At 54.1% G+C, this 18,198-nt stretch carries 22 protein-coding genes and 1 pseudogene; all 23 read right to left on the bottom strand.

All coding sequences use genetic code 11. From position 1 onward, the window contains the following. Positions 1–12 precede the first annotated feature (12 nt). The 23 genes and pseudogenes from QRY16_RS01970 to QRY16_RS01860 all read right to left on the bottom strand — a co-directional run bounded on the left by QRY16_RS01970 (position 13) and on the right by QRY16_RS01860 (position 18,166). Complete coding sequence (locus tag QRY16_RS01970; protein ID WP_289775462.1) at positions 13–591, bottom strand: tail fiber assembly protein; 579 nt, start codon at positions 589–591, stop codon at positions 13–15. Then, positions 591–1,205: pseudogene (locus tag QRY16_RS01965) on the bottom strand (phage tail protein); the annotation flags it as partial. The gene QRY16_RS01970 and the pseudogene QRY16_RS01965, both read right to left, overlap by 1 nt. 328 nt (positions 1,206–1,533) lie before the next feature. Further along, positions 1,534–2,121, bottom strand: a complete 588-nt coding sequence (locus tag QRY16_RS01960) for a YmfQ family protein (RefSeq protein ID WP_289775461.1) — start codon at positions 2,119–2,121, stop codon at positions 1,534–1,536. 2 nt (positions 2,122–2,123) lie between these two features. Beyond that, positions 2,124–3,203 (bottom strand): baseplate J/gp47 family protein, encoded by a 1,080-nt coding sequence (locus QRY16_RS01955; RefSeq protein WP_289775460.1) that lies wholly within the window; start codon positions 3,201–3,203, stop codon positions 2,124–2,126. Beyond that, entirely contained in the window at positions 3,175–3,609 is a 435-nt protein-coding gene (locus QRY16_RS01950; protein ID WP_289775459.1) for a phage GP46 family protein, read from the bottom strand. Before QRY16_RS01950 ends, QRY16_RS01955 begins: the two co-directional genes overlap by 29 nt. 4 nt (positions 3,610–3,613) lie before the next feature. After that, a complete protein-coding gene (locus tag QRY16_RS01945; RefSeq protein ID WP_289775458.1) occupies positions 3,614–4,144 on the bottom strand; it encodes a phage baseplate assembly protein V in 531 nt (176 codons plus the stop codon). After that, a complete protein-coding gene (locus QRY16_RS01940; protein WP_289775457.1) occupies positions 4,144–5,208 on the bottom strand; it encodes a phage baseplate assembly protein in 1,065 nt (354 codons plus the stop codon). Before QRY16_RS01940 ends, QRY16_RS01945 begins: the two co-directional genes overlap by 1 nt. Beyond that, positions 5,205–6,530: a DNA circularization protein gene (locus tag QRY16_RS01935; RefSeq protein ID WP_289775456.1), complete on the bottom strand. Its 1,326-nt coding sequence runs from the start codon at positions 6,528–6,530 to the stop codon at positions 5,205–5,207. Before QRY16_RS01935 ends, QRY16_RS01940 begins: the two co-directional genes overlap by 4 nt. Before the next feature lie 33 nt (positions 6,531–6,563). Further along, a complete protein-coding gene (locus QRY16_RS01930; RefSeq protein WP_289775455.1) occupies positions 6,564–8,492 on the bottom strand; it encodes a phage tail tape measure protein in 1,929 nt (642 codons plus the stop codon). A gap of 84 nt (positions 8,493–8,576) precedes the next feature. After that, the gene (locus tag QRY16_RS01925; RefSeq protein ID WP_138211565.1) at positions 8,577–8,903 is read right to left on the bottom strand and encodes a phage tail assembly protein; all 327 of its coding nucleotides are present in this window, start codon (positions 8,901–8,903) and stop codon (positions 8,577–8,579) included. Then, positions 8,900–9,256, bottom strand: coding sequence for a phage tail tube protein (locus QRY16_RS01920; protein ID WP_138211566.1), 357 nt, complete (start codon positions 9,254–9,256; stop codon positions 8,900–8,902). The genes QRY16_RS01925 and QRY16_RS01920 overlap by 4 nt, the downstream gene beginning before the upstream one ends. After that, positions 9,256–10,770, bottom strand: coding sequence for a phage tail sheath subtilisin-like domain-containing protein (locus QRY16_RS01915; RefSeq protein ID WP_289775454.1), 1,515 nt, complete (start codon positions 10,768–10,770; stop codon positions 9,256–9,258). The genes QRY16_RS01920 and QRY16_RS01915 overlap by 1 nt, the downstream gene beginning before the upstream one ends. After that, positions 10,754–10,924 carry a DUF2635 domain-containing protein gene (locus QRY16_RS01910; protein ID WP_138211568.1) on the bottom strand — a complete coding sequence of 57 codons (171 nt, stop codon included), beginning with the start codon at positions 10,922–10,924 and terminating at the stop codon, positions 10,754–10,756. The genes QRY16_RS01915 and QRY16_RS01910 overlap by 17 nt, the downstream gene beginning before the upstream one ends. Further along, the gene (locus QRY16_RS01905; RefSeq protein ID WP_289775453.1) at positions 10,924–11,502 is read right to left on the bottom strand and encodes a phage tail terminator protein; all 579 of its coding nucleotides are present in this window, start codon (positions 11,500–11,502) and stop codon (positions 10,924–10,926) included. Before QRY16_RS01905 ends, QRY16_RS01910 begins: the two co-directional genes overlap by 1 nt. Next, on the bottom strand, positions 11,499–12,011 hold the full coding sequence (locus QRY16_RS01900; protein WP_141176092.1) for a hypothetical protein: 513 nt from the start codon (positions 12,009–12,011) through the stop codon (positions 11,499–11,501). Before QRY16_RS01900 ends, QRY16_RS01905 begins: the two co-directional genes overlap by 4 nt. Next, on the bottom strand, positions 11,983–12,387 hold the full coding sequence (locus QRY16_RS01895; RefSeq protein ID WP_289775452.1) for a phage head closure protein: 405 nt from the start codon (positions 12,385–12,387) through the stop codon (positions 11,983–11,985). Before QRY16_RS01895 ends, QRY16_RS01900 begins: the two co-directional genes overlap by 29 nt. Beyond that, positions 12,384–12,707, bottom strand: coding sequence for a head-tail connector protein (locus QRY16_RS01890; RefSeq protein WP_138211572.1), 324 nt, complete (start codon positions 12,705–12,707; stop codon positions 12,384–12,386). Before QRY16_RS01890 ends, QRY16_RS01895 begins: the two co-directional genes overlap by 4 nt. Before the next feature lie 84 nt (positions 12,708–12,791). Continuing rightward, positions 12,792–14,021 carry a phage major capsid protein gene (locus tag QRY16_RS01885; RefSeq protein ID WP_289775451.1) on the bottom strand — a complete coding sequence of 410 codons (1,230 nt, stop codon included), beginning with the start codon at positions 14,019–14,021 and terminating at the stop codon, positions 12,792–12,794. 10 nt (positions 14,022–14,031) lie between these two features. Next, positions 14,032–14,634 (bottom strand): HK97 family phage prohead protease, encoded by a 603-nt coding sequence (locus QRY16_RS01880; RefSeq protein WP_138211574.1) that lies wholly within the window; start codon positions 14,632–14,634, stop codon positions 14,032–14,034. Continuing rightward, entirely contained in the window at positions 14,627–15,853 is a 1,227-nt protein-coding gene (locus QRY16_RS01875) for a phage portal protein (protein WP_289775450.1), read from the bottom strand. The genes QRY16_RS01880 and QRY16_RS01875 overlap by 8 nt, the downstream gene beginning before the upstream one ends. Then, positions 15,847–16,002 (bottom strand): hypothetical protein, encoded by a 156-nt coding sequence (locus QRY16_RS01870; protein ID WP_170879849.1) that lies wholly within the window; start codon positions 16,000–16,002, stop codon positions 15,847–15,849. The genes QRY16_RS01875 and QRY16_RS01870 overlap by 7 nt, the downstream gene beginning before the upstream one ends. After that, positions 15,999–17,729: a terminase large subunit gene (locus QRY16_RS01865; RefSeq protein ID WP_289775449.1), complete on the bottom strand. Its 1,731-nt coding sequence runs from the start codon at positions 17,727–17,729 to the stop codon at positions 15,999–16,001. Before QRY16_RS01865 ends, QRY16_RS01870 begins: the two co-directional genes overlap by 4 nt. Further along, a complete protein-coding gene (locus QRY16_RS01860; RefSeq protein WP_141176095.1) occupies positions 17,729–18,166 on the bottom strand; it encodes a phage terminase small subunit P27 family in 438 nt (145 codons plus the stop codon). Before QRY16_RS01860 ends, QRY16_RS01865 begins: the two co-directional genes overlap by 1 nt. Positions 18,167–18,198: the final 32 nt, after the last annotated feature.

The following is an 18,198-nucleotide window of genomic DNA, read 5'->3' as shown; positions in this document are numbered from 1 at the left end:
CCCTTCCTTTTATTACTCTACTAGCTCTGGCCATTGAATGTTGGGCGCATCAGTTGGTTGCACGCGACTGAGCAATATTCGATATTTTTTCCACTCTTTCAGGCGTATCTTCTCATCATCTGTAGCCATATCTAAATCAACAGCGTCCTGCAAGGTGGCAATGATTTCACCAGCCTGTTGGATCTGTTCTTTCTTCTGCGATTCAGCTTCTCTGATAAATGCCTCACGCTCTGCATCGACATCATCTATCCATGCTTCTCCATTCCACTTCTGATAGTTCCTGTCTGGTGAAATAGTTGTCACATTTGGCGGTAATGCACCAAGGGACGAAATATAAATTGGCGTACCTGTTTCAGTTTCATACACAGTAATCCCACGATGATCTTCAACCAAAAGCCATGTATTTCCATCAATATCAAAAATGGCCGCATATCCAGCAGGAATTTCTGGTGGCGCAATATTGGTACAATTTGCAGGTAATCCTGTATATGGTGGTATATATGTATCACTCTCACCAATAAATTCATTAGTACCATCTAGTAAGTTAAACACATTAATTGTTTGTGCTTCTGCAATCATTTTAAAAGTCATTATGCAAGCCTCACGATGTAATTATATGCAATATTTTTTACAGTATTTTCTGCATTACCAGAGGCATTTACCGTAATGGTATGCCCATGCGAACCGATTGCGATTGTATGAGAATGAGCACCAATACCGACGGTATGGTTGTGTGCACCAATGCCTACGGTATGGGCATGGTTACCTGCTGAACTGGTCTGAACAGTATTTCGAAGACCATCAGAGTCCCAATCACCTCTGGTACCTGATGGCTGTGCACCTGTCGTATAACCGTGGGTATGTGCGCCAGTTGTGTTGGTAGTTTTAGTACCGTAATCAAATGTACTGGTCGTTTTAGTCCCATAATCAAACGAACTGGTTGATTTCGTGCCTAAATCCGTATTTGAGGCGCTGGCACTATGGGTATGCGACTTGATGCCATCCTGTTCCTGAGACAGAACTACTCGCCCACTGGCAGGTTTCCCCTTTATTGTCCATCCACGCATATCCGGTATAACACCAGAAGGATAGGCAATTGCTAATTTCGGATACTTTGTTTTATCAAACGTCTGCCCCTGCATAAGAGCAAATAACCCGGAAGGTGTGGAATCCGAAGGCCACGGAATAGGAGAACCGACAGGATACACATCATTCAATCCGAGTGTAGCTAATTCCCCTAATCCCAGATTAGCTCTGGACTTTGCTTTATCAAGCAGGTCAGCAAGGTTTTGTGCTTTTAATAACGCACCACTCACGCCATTTCCGACCAGTAATTTTATCGCCTCAAGTAACTGAGTGTTATCCCCTTTCTCAAGGGTTTTTCCTGTACCTTCAATAACATTACATATTTCTTCCTGTACTGCATCCCACATATCACTGTTCAGGTCTGTGGCACGGCGTCCTGTAGCCGGATCACCATTGGTAAAACCGTTTTTCCCCGGCCCAAATTTGTCGATCTGAGCCGTGGACGTATCAATTCGATGCATCTTCTGCTCCTTCTGGATAAGCAAAAACTACGACTGTGTGAGAGGGGCAAAGCTTATCAATCACGCACTCAGCTACGGTGTCGCCCCACGTTCTGATTGCCGAATCGCAAGTGCTGGTGCAGGTCTGCCAGTTGATGTTGGCGTCAGCGGGAATATTGACGCGCCAGTAATAACGCCAGAATTCTCCCCATTCAGGATCCGGCGAGCTGTCCTGATTCTGGAACTGCTCAATAGTGGCTGTGGTGTAGCCCAGAGCATTCAGTTGCTCACGATAAAACCGCTCATTAATTCCACCAGCCACGTTGGCTTTCGCATCCAGCCGCTGCTGGCGCTGACGTAACGTCTGGACCCCGTCCGGCGCACAGGAATCAGGCAAACCATACAGCACTTCATACCGATCAATGAGTTCGGTGGTTTGCCCTGGATCGATTTCTTTCATTAACGTGCCGGCACGCTGGTGGACGCGGGTTAGTGACGGAGCAAGTCCCTCGATAAGCGGGTTCTTTCCCTCCCAGGCGGGACCGGGCGGCAACAGATGGTAAAGTAGCTGGGTATATTCATCATTCAGCGCCATAGTTATTCAGTCGCCTCCGTGTAGGTTTGCCATGTGATTTCCCCGAGTACCGGCAATTCGGTTTTCCCCAGCACGATATCAACCGTCGGAGAGCGGAGCTGATGTGCCACTTCGTCAGTGGCCAGACTGATTGCTTCGCTTATACGCGACAGATAGACCTTCCCGGACGGCTGACCATCACGAAGCATGAGCGAATTCAGTTCAGCGGTGACCGCCGTGCGGATTTCAGGCGTGTCTTTTGCCAGGGCGATTGTCATCGGGATAACATGCTCAGTTGCAGCAAAGACAAACAGGCCGCCACCGGCAACAGGTGCAAGCGGCAGGATATGCGCGCGCACTGCCTGTACAACATCATCTGCAGGTGCCGGGTTAGCGGGATCACTGGTGGCAACCATCACGCCAACGGTACCCGTCCCCTGATAATGACGGAACGTCCAGGCACGGGTAATTCCGGCAATCTCTTTAGCCCAGATGATGTAATCCGGATCAGCGCCGCCCTGCGGGATCCAGTAATAGCGCTCCATCACGCGCGCACGCCACGTCTCCAGTTCCTCCACATCATCCCCGCCGTTCAGCGTGTCGGCGTACCCGGTGGATGGAATACCGCTAATCGGCGTACCCAGGCGCAACGCAATACCGTCGTCAGTATTCCCGACCATCCCTGCAACATCGGCAACCACCGGCACACGTAACAGGCCGCCAGAGGCTTTAACGGTTTGGGTGGTGGTAAAAGTAACCTGATCGTCGCGCTGGATCTGCGTACCAGCCGGCAGGGTTGGCGTACCGCCGAGTCCATCCCAGCGGATAAATCCCGAAGCAGCAACAGCATCTTTTCGTGGACAGCGCTTGATGCGCGCGTGGCGATAAAGCCAGTCCTCATCGCACAAATCAGGCAGCATGTTGCGTGCCAGATAATCAAGGTAGCCATACAGCGTATGTACGGCGGCGGCCTGCACCCTTCCATAAACTTCTGCATCCATACGCCGCAATACCGCATCCTGCTGAAAGCGCGTCAGTAAATCGCTGCGAATAGTGGCGATCAGCTGCGGTAGTTCAGGGCGTGCAAATTGACTGTAAGCCATTCAGTTCGCTCCAGATATCATCAAAGGTAATGTTGTGAATGGCCCCGTCCCGCTGATAAACCGTTACGCCAGCGGCTAGTGTGTCTATTCCGGTACGCTCAGAGGTCACATCAATGCGCGCCGCAACACCATCCTCAGTCATCCACGATAGCGCCTGCTGCATATATTCGCGGGCATCCTGCGGGGTTTTATTGGTAAGTTTCCGGCGTTTCAGCAGATACAGGCGGGAGCCGATACGGTCATTCTGAACCGTTGGCCAGGTATCGCCCCACCAGCCGTATGGCTGCGGGGTTTTATCGTCCCGCTCAGCGCGGCGCCACGTGAAAAGAGAAATCACCACGGCGCGCGTCAAAAGGTCGAGCGGATCCGTGGCATCCTTTCGGATTCCATTAACATAGAGGATCATGGTGTCAGCTCATGGGTTGGTCTGGCTTGTTGGTTGTTCCACCACCATCGCCATTTTCTTTATGGGTGTGACCGTTATACGTCACGCGCATCTCTGCCATCGTTTTACCGCTGCTGTCGCAGTTATCCTTGATGTCGGCGGTGGATTCAATCGGCATTTCAAAGCGGGCTTTAGGGGCATTTTTGAAAACGATGGGCTTGCCGCCACCATCAACAACGATCCCGGCGCGTGTTAAGGTAACGGACTGGCCCTGGTCGTCATAAATGGCAACCTCGCCGCGGGCAAGACCTTTAAGCCGGTACCGCCTGTCAGCAACAATAATCGCCATACCGTGGGAGCGGTCTCCGCCGGGAAACAGTACCACTGCCTCAGCACCGTTTTGCGCGGCGGAGGTGAAACCATAAGGTTCAAGATGCTCAACGCCTTCCTTGGGGTCACCGGCAATCAGCCTCAGACCGGCCGTCTGGCATTTTTTCGCGGTATCGAGCGCAGTAATAACAGCACGGGCCACGATATTTCGGAGGGAGTTATTCATCAGAATTCGATCCCCCCACTGGACTTTTTCTTCTTCGCCTTCGGCTTTGTCGGCTCAGGCAGATAAGCATCCGCTGGCCCGACCCTGATTTCAGTAATCGTGCCGTTATTGTCCTGGCTGTAAGTCACCTCGGCGATCACCAGCGTTTCATTATCAAAACCATTCAGCGGGTCATAAACCACCACGGACTGATTTGGCTTCCACAATTCCCCGTTCCCCTGGCGCCAGCCCTGCACGGTGTAGGTTGTCTCCTGCGTTTTAGCTGCACGCTGGCGCGCCTCGAATTCACAGCGGGATCTGCAACTATCGGTAGTGGCCGTGCCGGATTGCTGGAGAGTATGAGGGCGATAGCGGGTTACGCCAGAATCAGTGGTACTCTGGCGAATAGCGGCAATCGTCGCTTCGCCAAAATCATCGTCAGTGCCAGGACGCTGCCCGGAGACAAGATAGCTGGAGAAGCGATCGCGCACGCTACGCTCGGTATCGCAGGACAGGATATTATCCCCCAGCACCAGCGCTGTGACGGCTTTGGCACTTCCGGGTGTACCCAGCACCAGCCGCCCCTGCTCATCGTCATACGCCAAAGCCTGAACCTGGCCCAGCAGGCGATTAAGACAATCCACTACCGTTTCACCATGCTCAGGCTGAGCATCAATCACAGCCGCTACCGGAGCACCAGCATCGACAACATCAATCCCGAATGGCTGGGCCAGCGTGCTGGCAATACGAAACAAATTTTTCCCGCTCTGCTGAGCAGGTGCCGCACTGCAATCAATAAGATCGGCAGTTTTGCTTCTGCCAACGATACCGCGGGTAATACTGCTGGCGTCGTAACGCAGCGGCAGCGCTTCAACCCATCCGGTTATCACCAGATCTTCACCAATCAACACCTCTACCTTATCGCCATTTTTAATCTGCAGGGTGCCATCAGGGCTACCGGGCCACTGGCTGGTAATCGCAACGTTGAAATCCCGGGCAATACGATCGATGCCGGCACTGATACGAACCGATGTCCAGCCGCCCCATTCGCGCCCGTTGATGCGCAAAAAAACAGTATTGTTCATCGTACCGGCACCCTCAGCGGTTCAACCGGCACAAAGCCGGGATGGCGGACAGGATTACGGGTCAAAATGTCAGATTCGCGCCCGGCGTCGTCATACCAGCCAGCAGCCAATACCAGAGCAGGCAGAACATCATCCGGCGTTCTCTGTGCGGTGCGCTCTACCTGCGCCAGCCGCGCTGAAATATCACGGTTCAGGTCTGTACGCATCGTGGATATCTGCTGGAACAGAGAATCGTCACTGATCCGCAACTGCTCCTGGTCTATTGCCGCATTGAGCGCGGCGCGGATATCGGTGAGGTCATCCCAGTTTGGCGGAGGAGTGGCACTGCTGACTATCTGCGCACCATCAAGCGCCGGGTGCGTGACAGTGATAATGTCCGAATCACTGGTCGTTGCGGTATTTTGGGCTGACGAAACACGTGGCTGCACCAGCGTCGTCACCGCAGCAGTGGCCGTACTGATAGCCGTTGCCCTGATGGCCGCCGCGACCAGATTACTCTGCGTTTTTTGGGTGACTACAGATCCAGAGTCAGTGGACCAGGTGCCACGCGGCGAAAGACCAGGATCCAGCGTAATACCGGACAGGGTTTTTATCATCGTGACCAAATCTGAAGTATCGCCACTAAGACGATCTCCTGCCCGCCAGGCTTTCTGAAGCGCTCTGACAAAATCATTCGCGGCGCTGGGCGGCATCAGAATGACCGACAAATCCCCCTGCAGTAGCCGCATGGCCGCTGACACGCCCGAGTCGACCATCTTGAATGCATCCGAAACTGTGTTGATCATCGCCGTGGCATCGGCAATCACGTCATTCTGGATAAAGTCCGGGATACCGGAGAGGCCAAATGCGGAGAACATACTGTCAATGGCATCGTCAAACAGCCCGCCTGACTCATCAAGGCGCTGCGCCGTCGCCATGCCAGCAACCGGAAAGGTTAACTCTCCGCTCTCCACAAACTCGAATGAAATGCGCGCCATGCGCCCTTCTGCACTGCTGTGCGACACCTTCACAGTGCCGTTTATGCTACCCTGCATTTCACCATACTGAGGATGAACCAGCGTTCCGGGGCCGTTCGTCTCCACAGCGGCAATCAGGCGATCCCGCTGGTCAGCATAATCGCCCCCAATTACGTAGGCGTTGATGGTCAACCTGCGCGCTGCTCTGCCAAGATCCTCCGTGTAGGGCTTATCTCTGTTGGGGTACTCATGCAACTGTACCCGGCGGCCAAAGGATGCATCGTCATCCTCTACGGAGAAAGGCACACCCCGAAATGACGCATCGCGCAGGCGATCGCGCCAGTCTGGCGTAGAAAAAAATGCCATGGTTTCACCTTTTGAAAGAACCGCCGGAGCGGATTAACGAGGGTTTTTAAAGGGCGAATAGCCTACATCGTGGGAAATCCCCATCAGAGGATTACCGGATGCCGGAATATCTGTCACGCGCATACCATGGGGGGCATTTTCGAAGGTCACTTTCAGTTCACTTTTCTGTGCACCGGTTGTCGCCGCACGATCAAGAACATTTGGGTTTCTGTTTAACGGTATGGAGGGACGATAACGCCCCTCCGGAATGGCGTTGTCAATGCCAAGGATCTCTTTCAGCCGGGGAATAAAGCCGTTGTAACCCCGCTCCCGCTCCTTAGCCTGCATCTTCTGCACCAGGAACGTGCCTTTATCCACGCCAGCATCTTTTGCGTCCTTGTCCAGTTCATCCAGTTGCTTCAGCAGTGAAACCACGATCCCGATCGTCAGTGTCATGGCCCCCATTTTGCCGATTTTACCCAGCAAACCGGACAGCTGACCCGCCAGCAGCACCGACTGACGCAGGGAACCAATCGTATTAACCGCAAATGATCCCGCCATGACCAGGCCGACACCTTTGATCACCGTTTCCCAGCCTCCCATTGCCTGTGCGACTTTATCCACCTCCTGCCATACCTCCTTGATAACCGGACCAACCTCATCCCAGTTATCAATAATCAGCATGGCCCCCGCAGCCAGGGCTGCTATGGCTATTTTTGCCGGAGACAAATTGATAACGCTGTTAAGGATTTTAATCGCCCGGGACAAGGTGCCGATCGATACACTAACAGCCAGCAATGCGGCACCAAACTTAGCCACAGACTGCACCAGCTCCGGGTTAGCCCGTACAAATTCCCTGACATGCTCCAGATAAGGCATAACCGCTTTAGCGGCCTCGTTGATGGCTGGCAGGAAAGTATCGCCAAGCGTCACAGAAATCGCGTTGACACTGTTTTTCAGCAGGGTCAGCTGGTTTTCCGTCGTGGCGGCGCGTGAGGCATATTCCTTCTGCATTGAGCCGCCATACTCCTGAGCGTCTCCGACACGTTTAAAGTTGGTGCGCAGCAGATCCAGGTTGGTCAGCAAGGGAGCTATCGCGCTGAGAGATTCCTTGCCGAACAGCGCGTTCATGACGGCGGCCTGCTTAGCTTTTGGCACCTTCGCCAACGAGTCCAGCACCTTCAGCATGGCGCCGCGGGAATCCTTCTGCATATCCTCAGCGAGTTTCTTCGGATTCAGCTTCAGGAAAGCCATCGCCTGCTTCTGTGCCTTCGTGGCAGAATTGCCGGCAGTCAGCGATAGCATAAAGTTTTTGATGCCGGTTGAGGCTATCTCTGACTCCACCCCCATCCCGGCGATGGTGGCCCCCATTGCCGCAATCTCCCCGGAGGCTACCCCGGCAACACTACCCAGGGGGCCGATCCGCGTAACGATGTCCGAGATTTTCTTCGCGTTAGCAGGGCCTGTATTCCCCAGGTAGTTAATTTTATCGGCGAGGACAACGACATCATCCTGCGTCAGCTTAAACGCCGTGCGCCACTGCGCCATCATCTGGCCCGACTCTTCGGCGGTGGTATCAAATGCCACCCCCATCTTCACCGCATCACTGGCGAACTGCATCAGGTCGTTTTGGGCGATACCGGCCTGACCACCAGCAGCGACAATTTCTGCAATCCCTTCCGCCGCCATTGGCAGTTGGGTGGAAAGCGTCAGAATGTCGTCGCTCATCTGCGCAAAGGCTTTTTTATCGTCCAGGCCGTCAACCACCTTACGGATATCGGCCATTTTTGATTCAAAACCAATAGCGGAGTTTATTGGCATCGCCAGCGCACCGAGAATCGCGGTACCGGCCGCCGCAGCCCCCAGCGCCAGACCGGCCATTTCCTTCTGGAACCCCTTCAGCTCCCGCTGCATCCCTTTCAGCGGGCCGGATAGCTGATCAACGGCGGTGATGATGGCCTTTAACTGGAAACTGTCAGCCATGCTTTATTTCCTCATTGATGCGAACGGCCTCCGATTCCAGTTCCAGAAATTCAGATATGGCCGCCCGCCGAAGCTCAAGGGGGTTTAGTCGCCAGAAGTGAGCGGTGTTGTAGAGCCGGTTTCGGAGGTTGTCTCCCCCGCCGATTGAGTAAAAAAATTGAGGATCAGCATGCTGGCTTTGAAAATATCGAGTTTCGCCAGTTTCGCCGCGGACGAACGTGGGATACCCGCCAGCAGCGGGATATATTTCAGCGCAACGGAGCTGTCAATTTTAATCGCGCCTTCCGAGGAAACCGTAAACGGGAAACCGATCGCTTCGATTTCGTCATATGACGGTTCACGCAGTTCCAGCACATGCAGTTTTTCGTTATGAGCCATGATCGGCTCTTTAAGCTTCAGCTCTTTTGTCATTGGTAAAATCCTTCTTCGCCGTGGAACTCCAGATCCACCGTGCCCTCTTCGGGGTTATGGTTAGCTTCGCCGTGCAGCCAGGCATTGGACAGCACGTACACCTGACCGTTGGCCAGCTCAGATGTGATGGTCATGACATCTGACGAGGTGATTTTGTCGACGGGAAAGTTCTTCGGGACTTTGGCAGTGACCTTCGTATACGCTGCGCGGCTTGTTTCTTTGTAATCAACAGAGCCGTCCAGACCGATCACGTCATCACGGACTTTGGTGTTCATGGGGACTTCGATGCCGCCGGTAACTGATAGCTGCTGTCCGTCGATTTTGAAATAGGTCGTTCCCGCAATCTTTGCCATTATGCGGCCTCCTCGTTGTACTGCAGGCGGAACTGATTAAGCACAGCAAACACGCGCAGCTGGTTGACATAATCTGGCGGGAACAGCACATCCAGACGGTTCGGATCGTTCGCATTACGCTCGACAATCAAGTATTTCTGGAACAGGTCAAAGTTCTCGACAATACCCTCACGCTCAAGCTGACGGTAGGTTGAGCCCAGCTCACCACGAATAACCGCAGGCGTGACAATCGCCTGGCCAGGGCCAAAACGCGTTCCATCATTGGCGAGTTTATGACGACCGTATTTGCTGGTGATCACCGACTTCAGGCGGCGCAGTACATAGGCGCTGGTATGCAGCGTTTCGCTATCGAGGTAGCTGTTGTCTGCCACGCCATACGCATTGGTCTTGTAGGTGGTGATGTCACGCTGGATGCGCAGCACGCCAGATTCCGTGTAAGCAGTCGCAATGCCATGTGTCAAAAGTGACTGCTGCTCGGTGATGGTAAAGCGCTTGCCAGTCGGCGCAGGCAATGCACCAGTGAGCTCTCCGGTCTGTGTCGGACGGGCAGGGTCGATGCGCAGGAATACCGCTGCGCGCGCCAGGCGGTAACCCACCAGCTCATCCACAGACGTTTGCACCTCTGTTTCGTACCCGGCAATAGTAATATGTTGATAATTGAACGTATCGCCATAGGCCACCAGGTCAGACAGTGAGCCCGTTTTAGCGGTATACACATGACCATACAGCTGGCGGATATAGCTCCAGCGCCCGGAGCTGTCGTTCATTTCAACGGCCATCATCTGAAGCGAGCTGGGATCATTGAACGGCAGTCCGATATAGTCGAACGGCTCATCGCCCATAGCAGCGATCGTCGCCGACAAATCCGCATCGCCTGCGCCGCCACTCATTTTGCCGATCTGGATGCTCAGGCCGACAGGGATCTCTTCACCGCTGGCGGTACCGTAGTAATTTAGGGTTAAGGGAATCGTATTGCCCACCGACCCGCTGTTCACAGCAGAGAGGATAACCGTGCCCTGCGCTTCCCCGGCAGAAGTCGTCTGATATTCCGCGCTGACAGGCAAATCGGGGTTATTATTGATAATGCTCAGCATGGCCTGTGCCACCTGATCGCCAGTGTCCCCCGTTGCTACCGTCACCTGTACCTTACGGGTGCCAATGTAGAAGTTCACGGTACCCGCATCGGTCGCTGTGCCGGTAATGGTAATGGTGCCCGTAGCCGCTTCACCATTATCAGGAACGGCAATCACCCAGAGTTCACCAAATGGATCAACCTGGCGGTATGCCTCAACCATGCGCGCCAGCTGGCTGCCACGGCCCGCCATTTTTTTAGCTAAATCCTTCGATGGCATGATCACCAGCTGATTCAGTGGCATATCCGATTCAGGCAGCGCCATCCCGATGAGCAAAGACGGCGCACTGTCCTGCGCGGTATTTGCGGCACTGTTATCCATTTCAGCATAAAATAGTGGCACCCGGTTATCAGCCGGGATGGTGTTAAAGCTTACGGTCATTTTTATCCCCTTTACGCGAGATTTTCTCAATATCGCCAGCAGCTTCGCGGCGATACCAGTAGGCGTTTACTTCCACATTTCGCCCAGATTCAGGCAAAAGATCGCCGCGGGTCGGATCCGGAACGGATCGCCCCCTTTTGGGTTTCACAAACATTATTTTTTTCCAGATGGAGAGTACGGGAAGGTAATTTCGGTGTGGTGCTCAATATTACCGTCTGGCCCACCGCCGGGGTCGATATAATCCACATCGATACTGAGTGTCTTCAGATCTTCCAGCGCGTCGAGATCATCCTGCTGGCGGGAGTCAGCCTCGTCGATCTCATATTTCACCGTGAAGTCGAACTGGTAATAAAGTTCATAGCGGTTCAGCTCCAGCAACATGCCACCAGCGTACTGAATTTCATGGGCGTCAGGATCAGGACACCATCCCAGAAGCGCTTTCCAGATTTCGTGACGCACATCATGTACTGCATCATAGGATGCCCACTGGCCTTTTTCGTCACGCTCATTGCTGAGAACGACGATCACAGAGAATCCCTCTGTCAAATCCTGCCAGTAGTCAGTCTGGGAGCGTTGTTCCCCGGTTACATCCTCCGCCGGTACCACATAGGCGGCGGGAAGCTTCAGTTTTCCGGCATCCGGGATCGCCTTAAACTGTGCAGCACCACCCACCCGATTTTCAAAACGCAGGCAGCGGGCGCGCAATGCGGCCACAATCGGCGTCAGTTTCATTTCTTTTTCCTTCTCTGAGGACGCAGGGACTTGCGCAACTCACGCGACAGCACATATCGGGTCCAGCTGCGGCGACGCTCCAGTACCTCTGCCATATAGTTATTACGTGGAGCAATTTTCCACCCACTGCCACCGGACGCACCGCGATGATGGCCTTTTTTACGTTTAGCGCCGCGGCGCACACCGTAAAACAGAAATGCCGGATAAAAGGCGCCGGAAATATGGCGATTCCCCTCGCCGTTCTTCTGGTTGGGAGCAATCTTCACCATCAAACCCGGGCGTCGTTTAGATGCGCGAGGAACGTAATAACCTATTGAGCGGGCCAGTTTCCCTGTACGATATGCCGGGTTTTCGCCGGGTGCAGAGCGTCCCCGACGCATGACCAGACGGCGGGCATCCCGCATATGCACCTGACCAATGGTGACAAACGCCCGGCGCATGCGGGCACGATTGAAAACCAGCTCTTTCGGTTGTTCAAAATCAACGTGTAAAAATGCTTTGTTCTGCATAGCTGGCCCCTCGCTCCGTACCAAGCTCCTCACATTCCAGCAGCATATAGCGCCGTCTGCTGTTCAGATCGCGCACGCGGCGAATGCGATAAACCTGCCCTTCGCAGAACACTTCATGATCGGCAGTTATCTTCGCTCGCCAGCGGATCGTGAAATAATGCGTTACGGTATTTTCCGTCTGTACAGAGCCCTGATAAGCCGCTGCGCCGGGCTGGGCTAACTTCGCCCAGGTTCGGATCTCATCCGGGTACGTGGGAGATACGCCAAAATCATCATTCGGCTCATCCACCCGCAGGCGAATCGCTATCCGCTTATCCAGCTCGCCCGGGTCAGGAAAAAGGTAGGTGGCGCTGGTCTGCGCCTGTCGCAGTTTCATAACGGGATATACCTGTAAGGCCCAACCAGCCAGTTAAAGCTCATCGGCAACTCAAGCTTTTCAACCTCGGTGACCGTTGAGCGGTTCTCGTAGAAGTGGGTGACCAGCAACAGTAGCGCCAGCTTGATTTCATCCGGCATCACCAGACCATCGGGATCGTCTTCTGGCAAATCGGCTGCCGTTGCATAAAGCCTGCGGTTGAGGAAATTTTCGGTCCGGCTCTGCACCGCCTGCCCCATCAGTTCCAGCAGACTGTCTTCATCGGTGAAATCTTCGTCCAGCCTGAGCTGGGCTTTGATCTCCTCCATTTTGAGCAGCATAAACCCTCCTGTGCCCGCCGGAAGCGGGCACAAAAAAACCGCGTTAAGCGGCGTGGCGTGTTCCGTCAGAAGTTACAAAAGTTATCAGCTGCTGGCGCTGCCTTTGCCCACCAGCGCTTTAATAGCGGAAGTGTCTTCCAGAATGCAGTCGAAGCGATGGAACGCCAGGAAGCCGGTCTGGTCGAATTCAGCGTAACGCTCCACCAGGCGCTTCAGGATCATGTAGCGCACGCGACGGATAATGAAGCGATCAAAGTCACCGCAGAACATGAACTTTTTACCCGCCCCGATATCATCAATCTCCTGATCGATTACATATGGCACGTTGAGCACCGAAGCCGGAGCCACGCCAACAATATCCGGCAACCACAGCGGGCGGCCCTGACCATCTTCCATTTCGCTGATAAGTTTCAGGGTGCTGTCATTGAAAGCAAGGCGGAACTTCGGCCCGCGGCGATAAGCCGGGTCGATACTGTGTTTGAGTGCCAGAATTTCCTGCCATTTCACCGCCGTTGCAGCGGCTGTCTGGGTGGTGCCGGTCACAGATACCGCCAGGCCTTTCGGCTGCTTCGGCGTACCAGCGCCAGTCCCCTGGATCAGATAGCGGGCTTCACCGCGCCCAATACGCTCCGCGATACGGCGGGCAAGATAGGCTTCCATGTCGATCGCGCTGTCCTGCAGCAGTTCGTTAGATACGCGAATGATTTTAGAGGTCATTTTCAGCGCACCCAGGCTGTCCATGCCAAATTCGGTATCTTCTTCCCCTGCCTCTTCGTTCTCGCCCAGCAGCACACCCACCTCAGCGGTACCATCGGCGGTAGCCCACTCCATGGTGCGGCCATCTGAGGTTGTCAGGATCTGCGCTACGCTGGCGATACCACCGTAAGCCTTCATCTGCTCGACGACTTTCGCAAGGAAAGTGTCCGGCACGGTATAGCCGCCCTTTTCATCCGGCGCGACACCCTGAGCACGCAGTTCACGCAGGGCCTTACGCTCTTCAGCGGTCAGCTCGCTGGCGCCGTGGCGCATCCATTTATCAAAAATCTGGCCGCGCTGTTCGTCCGGCTTTTTACCGTTATCCTTATCCAGATTGTCGCGCTGTTCATCGCTTTTATCATCGATGTATTTCTGATCCATATCGCGCAACTCTTCTTCGCGGGCAATACGCTCATCCAGCCCTTCCAGCTCGGTTTTAGCCTTATTCCACTCAGTGCGCTGCTCATCAGTCCAGGCGTTATCCCCGATCTTTTCGTTCAGCGCACGCATTTCGGTCGCGATGGTGTTGCGCTTTTGTTTCATTTCATGAAGCTTCATGGATGTTTCCTTATGCATTAAGAAGTGTCAGGACGCGCTCGCGCGCCATTCGTTGGTTAATGGCAAGCTTCAGCGCGCCGCTGTCGCGTGCTTCCTGCCAGGCTTTCAGGGAGCGAACCCCGGAATCAGCTTCCTGGTACGCCGGATACGTTACGGGGCTAACATCAAAGAGACGTGAGAAGCGCGAAATTTCACGAATAACCACGCCCTCTTCATCCTCATACCAGCGCTCGCCGTCCCGGGCGACCCGGAAGGCGAAACTGGACTGGTTGATGTCACCGCGAAGCATTGGTGCCAGCACCAGATCGCGGATGGTCTGAGTGTCAGGTGCTTCGATGTCATAACGTAAACCACGCTCATCGGTCGAAACCGTCAGCGTGCCGGACGCGCTGCGCCCCAGAATAAAGTTAGGATCATGGTTGAACAGGCCGCGCACATCGTCGCCCAGCACATCATCAAACGCGCCTGGCTTAATAATCTCGCGGAACCCCCATAGCGGTTCAGAGCGCGAATTGAACACCGAGCCATAACCGATAATGCGCGTCGGCTGCTGATCGTGCTGCTCGGCCCTGACCTCGCCGCTGTAGCAGCGTGTTTCCCGATCGTCACTCATCGGAATTGCCCTCCGTTTTATCGTCGTCTTTAAAATCTTTTGCCGGATCGGCAGCGTTGACGCTCACCAGCATCTCGTCGAGCCCGTCTTTGGGATTCATATCCTCAAAGGCGCGGGCCTCATTGCGGCTCATCCAGCCATCTGTGATGGCAAAATGGTAGAACTGAGCACGCTCTTTCGGCGTACCGCGCAGCAGGCCCGTCAGGTTAAAGCGGACGTAATACCCGGCCTCCCGCTCGGCACGGGTGAACAGGCGACGGTTTATCTCCTGCTCCCAGTTCGTCACCCAGGGCATCATCGTGTAGCGCACAAACTGAATGGCCTGCTCGGAGATATTGGAGAATGTCGCTTTTTCCAGGTCGTTGATCATGTGTGCCGGTACGTTGAAGATTCCGGCAATCATTGAGCGGTTAAGCTTCATCATGTCGATGAGCTGTGCATCAACGGGGGAGACGGTCAGGGCTTTATAGTCAAGCTCTGCCGGCAGCAGCATGGTTCTGTTTTCCTGGCTTCGCAGCATGGCAGAAGCTTTCTGCCACATCTTTTTGAGACGATCCCAGGAGTTGTCGTTAAGTTCCCCTTTTACCGACACAATCCCCGCCGGACGGGCATTCCCGCTAAAAAAGCTCTCGGTATATTTCTGCCCGCTCATCCCCATACCGATCGTTTCAGCGTGCTGGAGAATCGGACTCAGCCCCATCTTCTGGTTATTCCCCAGCGCCCGGATGTGGATCATGTCGTCAGGGCTGATAGCAAAAGAGCCCTCTTCGTTGTACATGCCGTAGGTATAGCGCCCGCCAGTATTCAGCAGCGTCGTTTCCCATGGCATGCAGGCTTCAAGCTGGATAACTTCCCCCCGGCGATTGCGCTTAACGTGGGTATAGCCATTCCCCCACCCGAGAATGTGGCGCTGCTTCAGTTCGCGCCATTTGTAGCTGGTTTGCCAGTCGTTCGGCTCATCATGAACCAGATAAAAAACGGGGTGATCCCGCGCCGGCTCCACAAACTTCCCGGTTCGCCGCATAACGTGTAGCGGCATCTGGGCAACGTTGGAGGAAATGACGTAAATACAGGCATACACCGCCGCCAGCTTCATCGCCGTTTTGGGGTTAACGATCACGTCACCGTTAAAAACCCCGTCGTTTTCGGCTGCTTCATCAGTCAACGGAACAGCAGGATTTTCAAGCGAGTTGCTTCTGAACATGGCATTAATCAGCATTTTGATCCCCTTGCCGCCAGTAGCGCCCACAACAGAAGCCCGGCACCACCAGCCATAAGCGCAGCCGCCGCGCCGTATTTTAGGTAAATACCGCCCACCAGCGCGCTGAAGCCAGACAACCCGGCAACATCGATAATTAGTGATTTCACAGGAATAAAACGTCCTCGTCTGGATCGAGATTGGAGAGAAAATCTTTTGGCTCGTTCAGCATTGCGCGGCCAACACCCATCATCATGCTCACCGCACCATCAATCTTGTTGCCGCCCCCCTCTTTCACCGGACGGACTACATCATCGCTGCCCGGAAGATACTTCCCGACCACGTTAGAAACACACCAGTTCATTAGCGGATTACCATCATGATGAAAACGCCCGGCGGCGATTGCCGCTTCGATTTCACGCATTGGATCGCTCATATTGGTGTAGTTCTGAGTGATGGTTATGGGCTCCAGGCCTTCATCCAGCAGCATGTGGGAAATGCTGGTCGCCCCGTAGGGGTCAATCGGGCATGTCGCTATCTTCACCGACTCACGCAACTGAATGATGGACTCAAAAATGATGCGGTAATCCACCTCTGCGCCATCGGTGGGCACCAGAACCCCTTGATTGACGAATGACTGATAACGTTCAGCCGTGGTTTTCAGCGCCGGATCGGTGGAATACACCGTATCCTCTGGCACCCAGAACATCGGGCCGACACAGTAAAAATGGCTAAGTCCGTTAATTTCTCGCCTGAAGATCGGCGCAACAGCGTTGAGGTCCAGCTTCGACGCCAGGTCAATCCCCAGGTAGCATTCCTCTCCGGCAAAATCCGACAGCTTCAGCGTTTTATCTGCTGCTGCCATCCACTTCTGCAGGTTGTAGAAGGCTGCTTTCGAACTCACCCACTTGTTAAAGTGTTTGGTGAGGATCTTGTTGGTCTGGCTGGGTGTGGACATGGCCAGCAGCTGCTTAGCCCTGAGGAAGCTTTCCTTTATCGACACTCCGTAGTTTGGGTTTGCCTTTATCAGCGCTTCCGGCTTTGTCCAATCGTCATCATCATCAAGGGTATAGATGATGCCAAATATGGCCTCGTTTTCGCCTCCTTCCCTGATGCGCTCCAGTATTTCTACCACCTGAGCGCGCTTCTCGTAACAGGGAGATGAAATGTCATATCCTGCGGTGGTAATGATGAGCGTTACAGGCTGTTCACGCGCCCCCATACCCGTTGTCATAGTGGTATAGAGCGCATCGGTATCATGCTCGTGATACTCATCGATAATGGCGCAGGACGGTGAGTCACCGTCTCCGGGGTCACCGATGATTGGCGCAAAAACGGAACCATCCGGGCGGGTCATCCGTTTAGCCCAGGGCTTAATGCTGAATTTCTGACGCAAAGACGGCAGCTTTTTCACCATCGCCAGCGCCGGCGCAAACACCTTCCACGCCTGCTTTTCTGTCGTGGCGCCACAGTAAACTTCCGCGGCATATTCACCATCGGCGCAGAACATATAATTGCCGATCGCCGCCGCTATCGCGGATTTACCGTTTTTACGCGGCACCTCGATATAGATCTCAGTAAAGCGGCGAAACCCGGTGTCTTTGCGTACCCAGCCAAAAGGAACACCCAGGGAGAATTTTTGCCAGGGCTCAAACTCTATCCTGAGCTTACGCCGCGCCCACTCTCCGGAGGTGTGGGGCATCTTCTGAGAAAATCTTAAAAAACGTTCAGCCTTATTCTTATCGAAACGATAGGGCCAGTTTGGATCCTTCGCGCGTTCGAGATCATCCAGGTGACGCTGACAGGAAAGAATGGTTAACCGACATGCCAGAATCTTCCCGTTCACGACGTCCCGCGCATACTGGTTCGCCGCATTGACGTTCGGATATGTAGCCATCAATCAAACTCATCGAATTCATTCCCTGCATCGTCCGGATCATTCTTACCGCTGGTCATACGTAGTCGACTCAGTGGGTCAAGTCCGAGAAGCGAACCCAGACGGGCAACCTGAGAAACAGAGTCATTTCTGACGTTGATAGCGGGGTGCTTCTTCTCCCCTCCCATCTCACTGGAGACGGTCAGCCCCTCTTTTGCGATAACTTTTTCGGCTTCAATCATCAGATGAAACGCATTGCAGTACGCGAGAAGGATCGGCGCATCCTCGACCTCGAACACACCCCGCTCAATTAAAATTTTGCTCTGGGTTTTCCATAGCCGGATCGCCACATCCCCCATCAACTCCGGAGGAGGTGCAATTCTGGTCAGTTTGCTGGTTTGCCCAGTGGGTAAATTTCTTTTTCGACCGCCGCCGGAAGATCGCACGGATACACCCATAAATACCTCCTGATCAATAGGCGTCGCCTTCC

The sequence above is a fragment of the Mixta mediterraneensis genome (assembly GCF_030283135.1).
In the GTDB taxonomy this organism is placed as follows: domain Bacteria; phylum Pseudomonadota; class Gammaproteobacteria; order Enterobacterales; family Enterobacteriaceae; genus Pantoea; species Pantoea mediterraneensis.
This window is presented reverse-complemented; position numbering and strand designations above follow the sequence as displayed.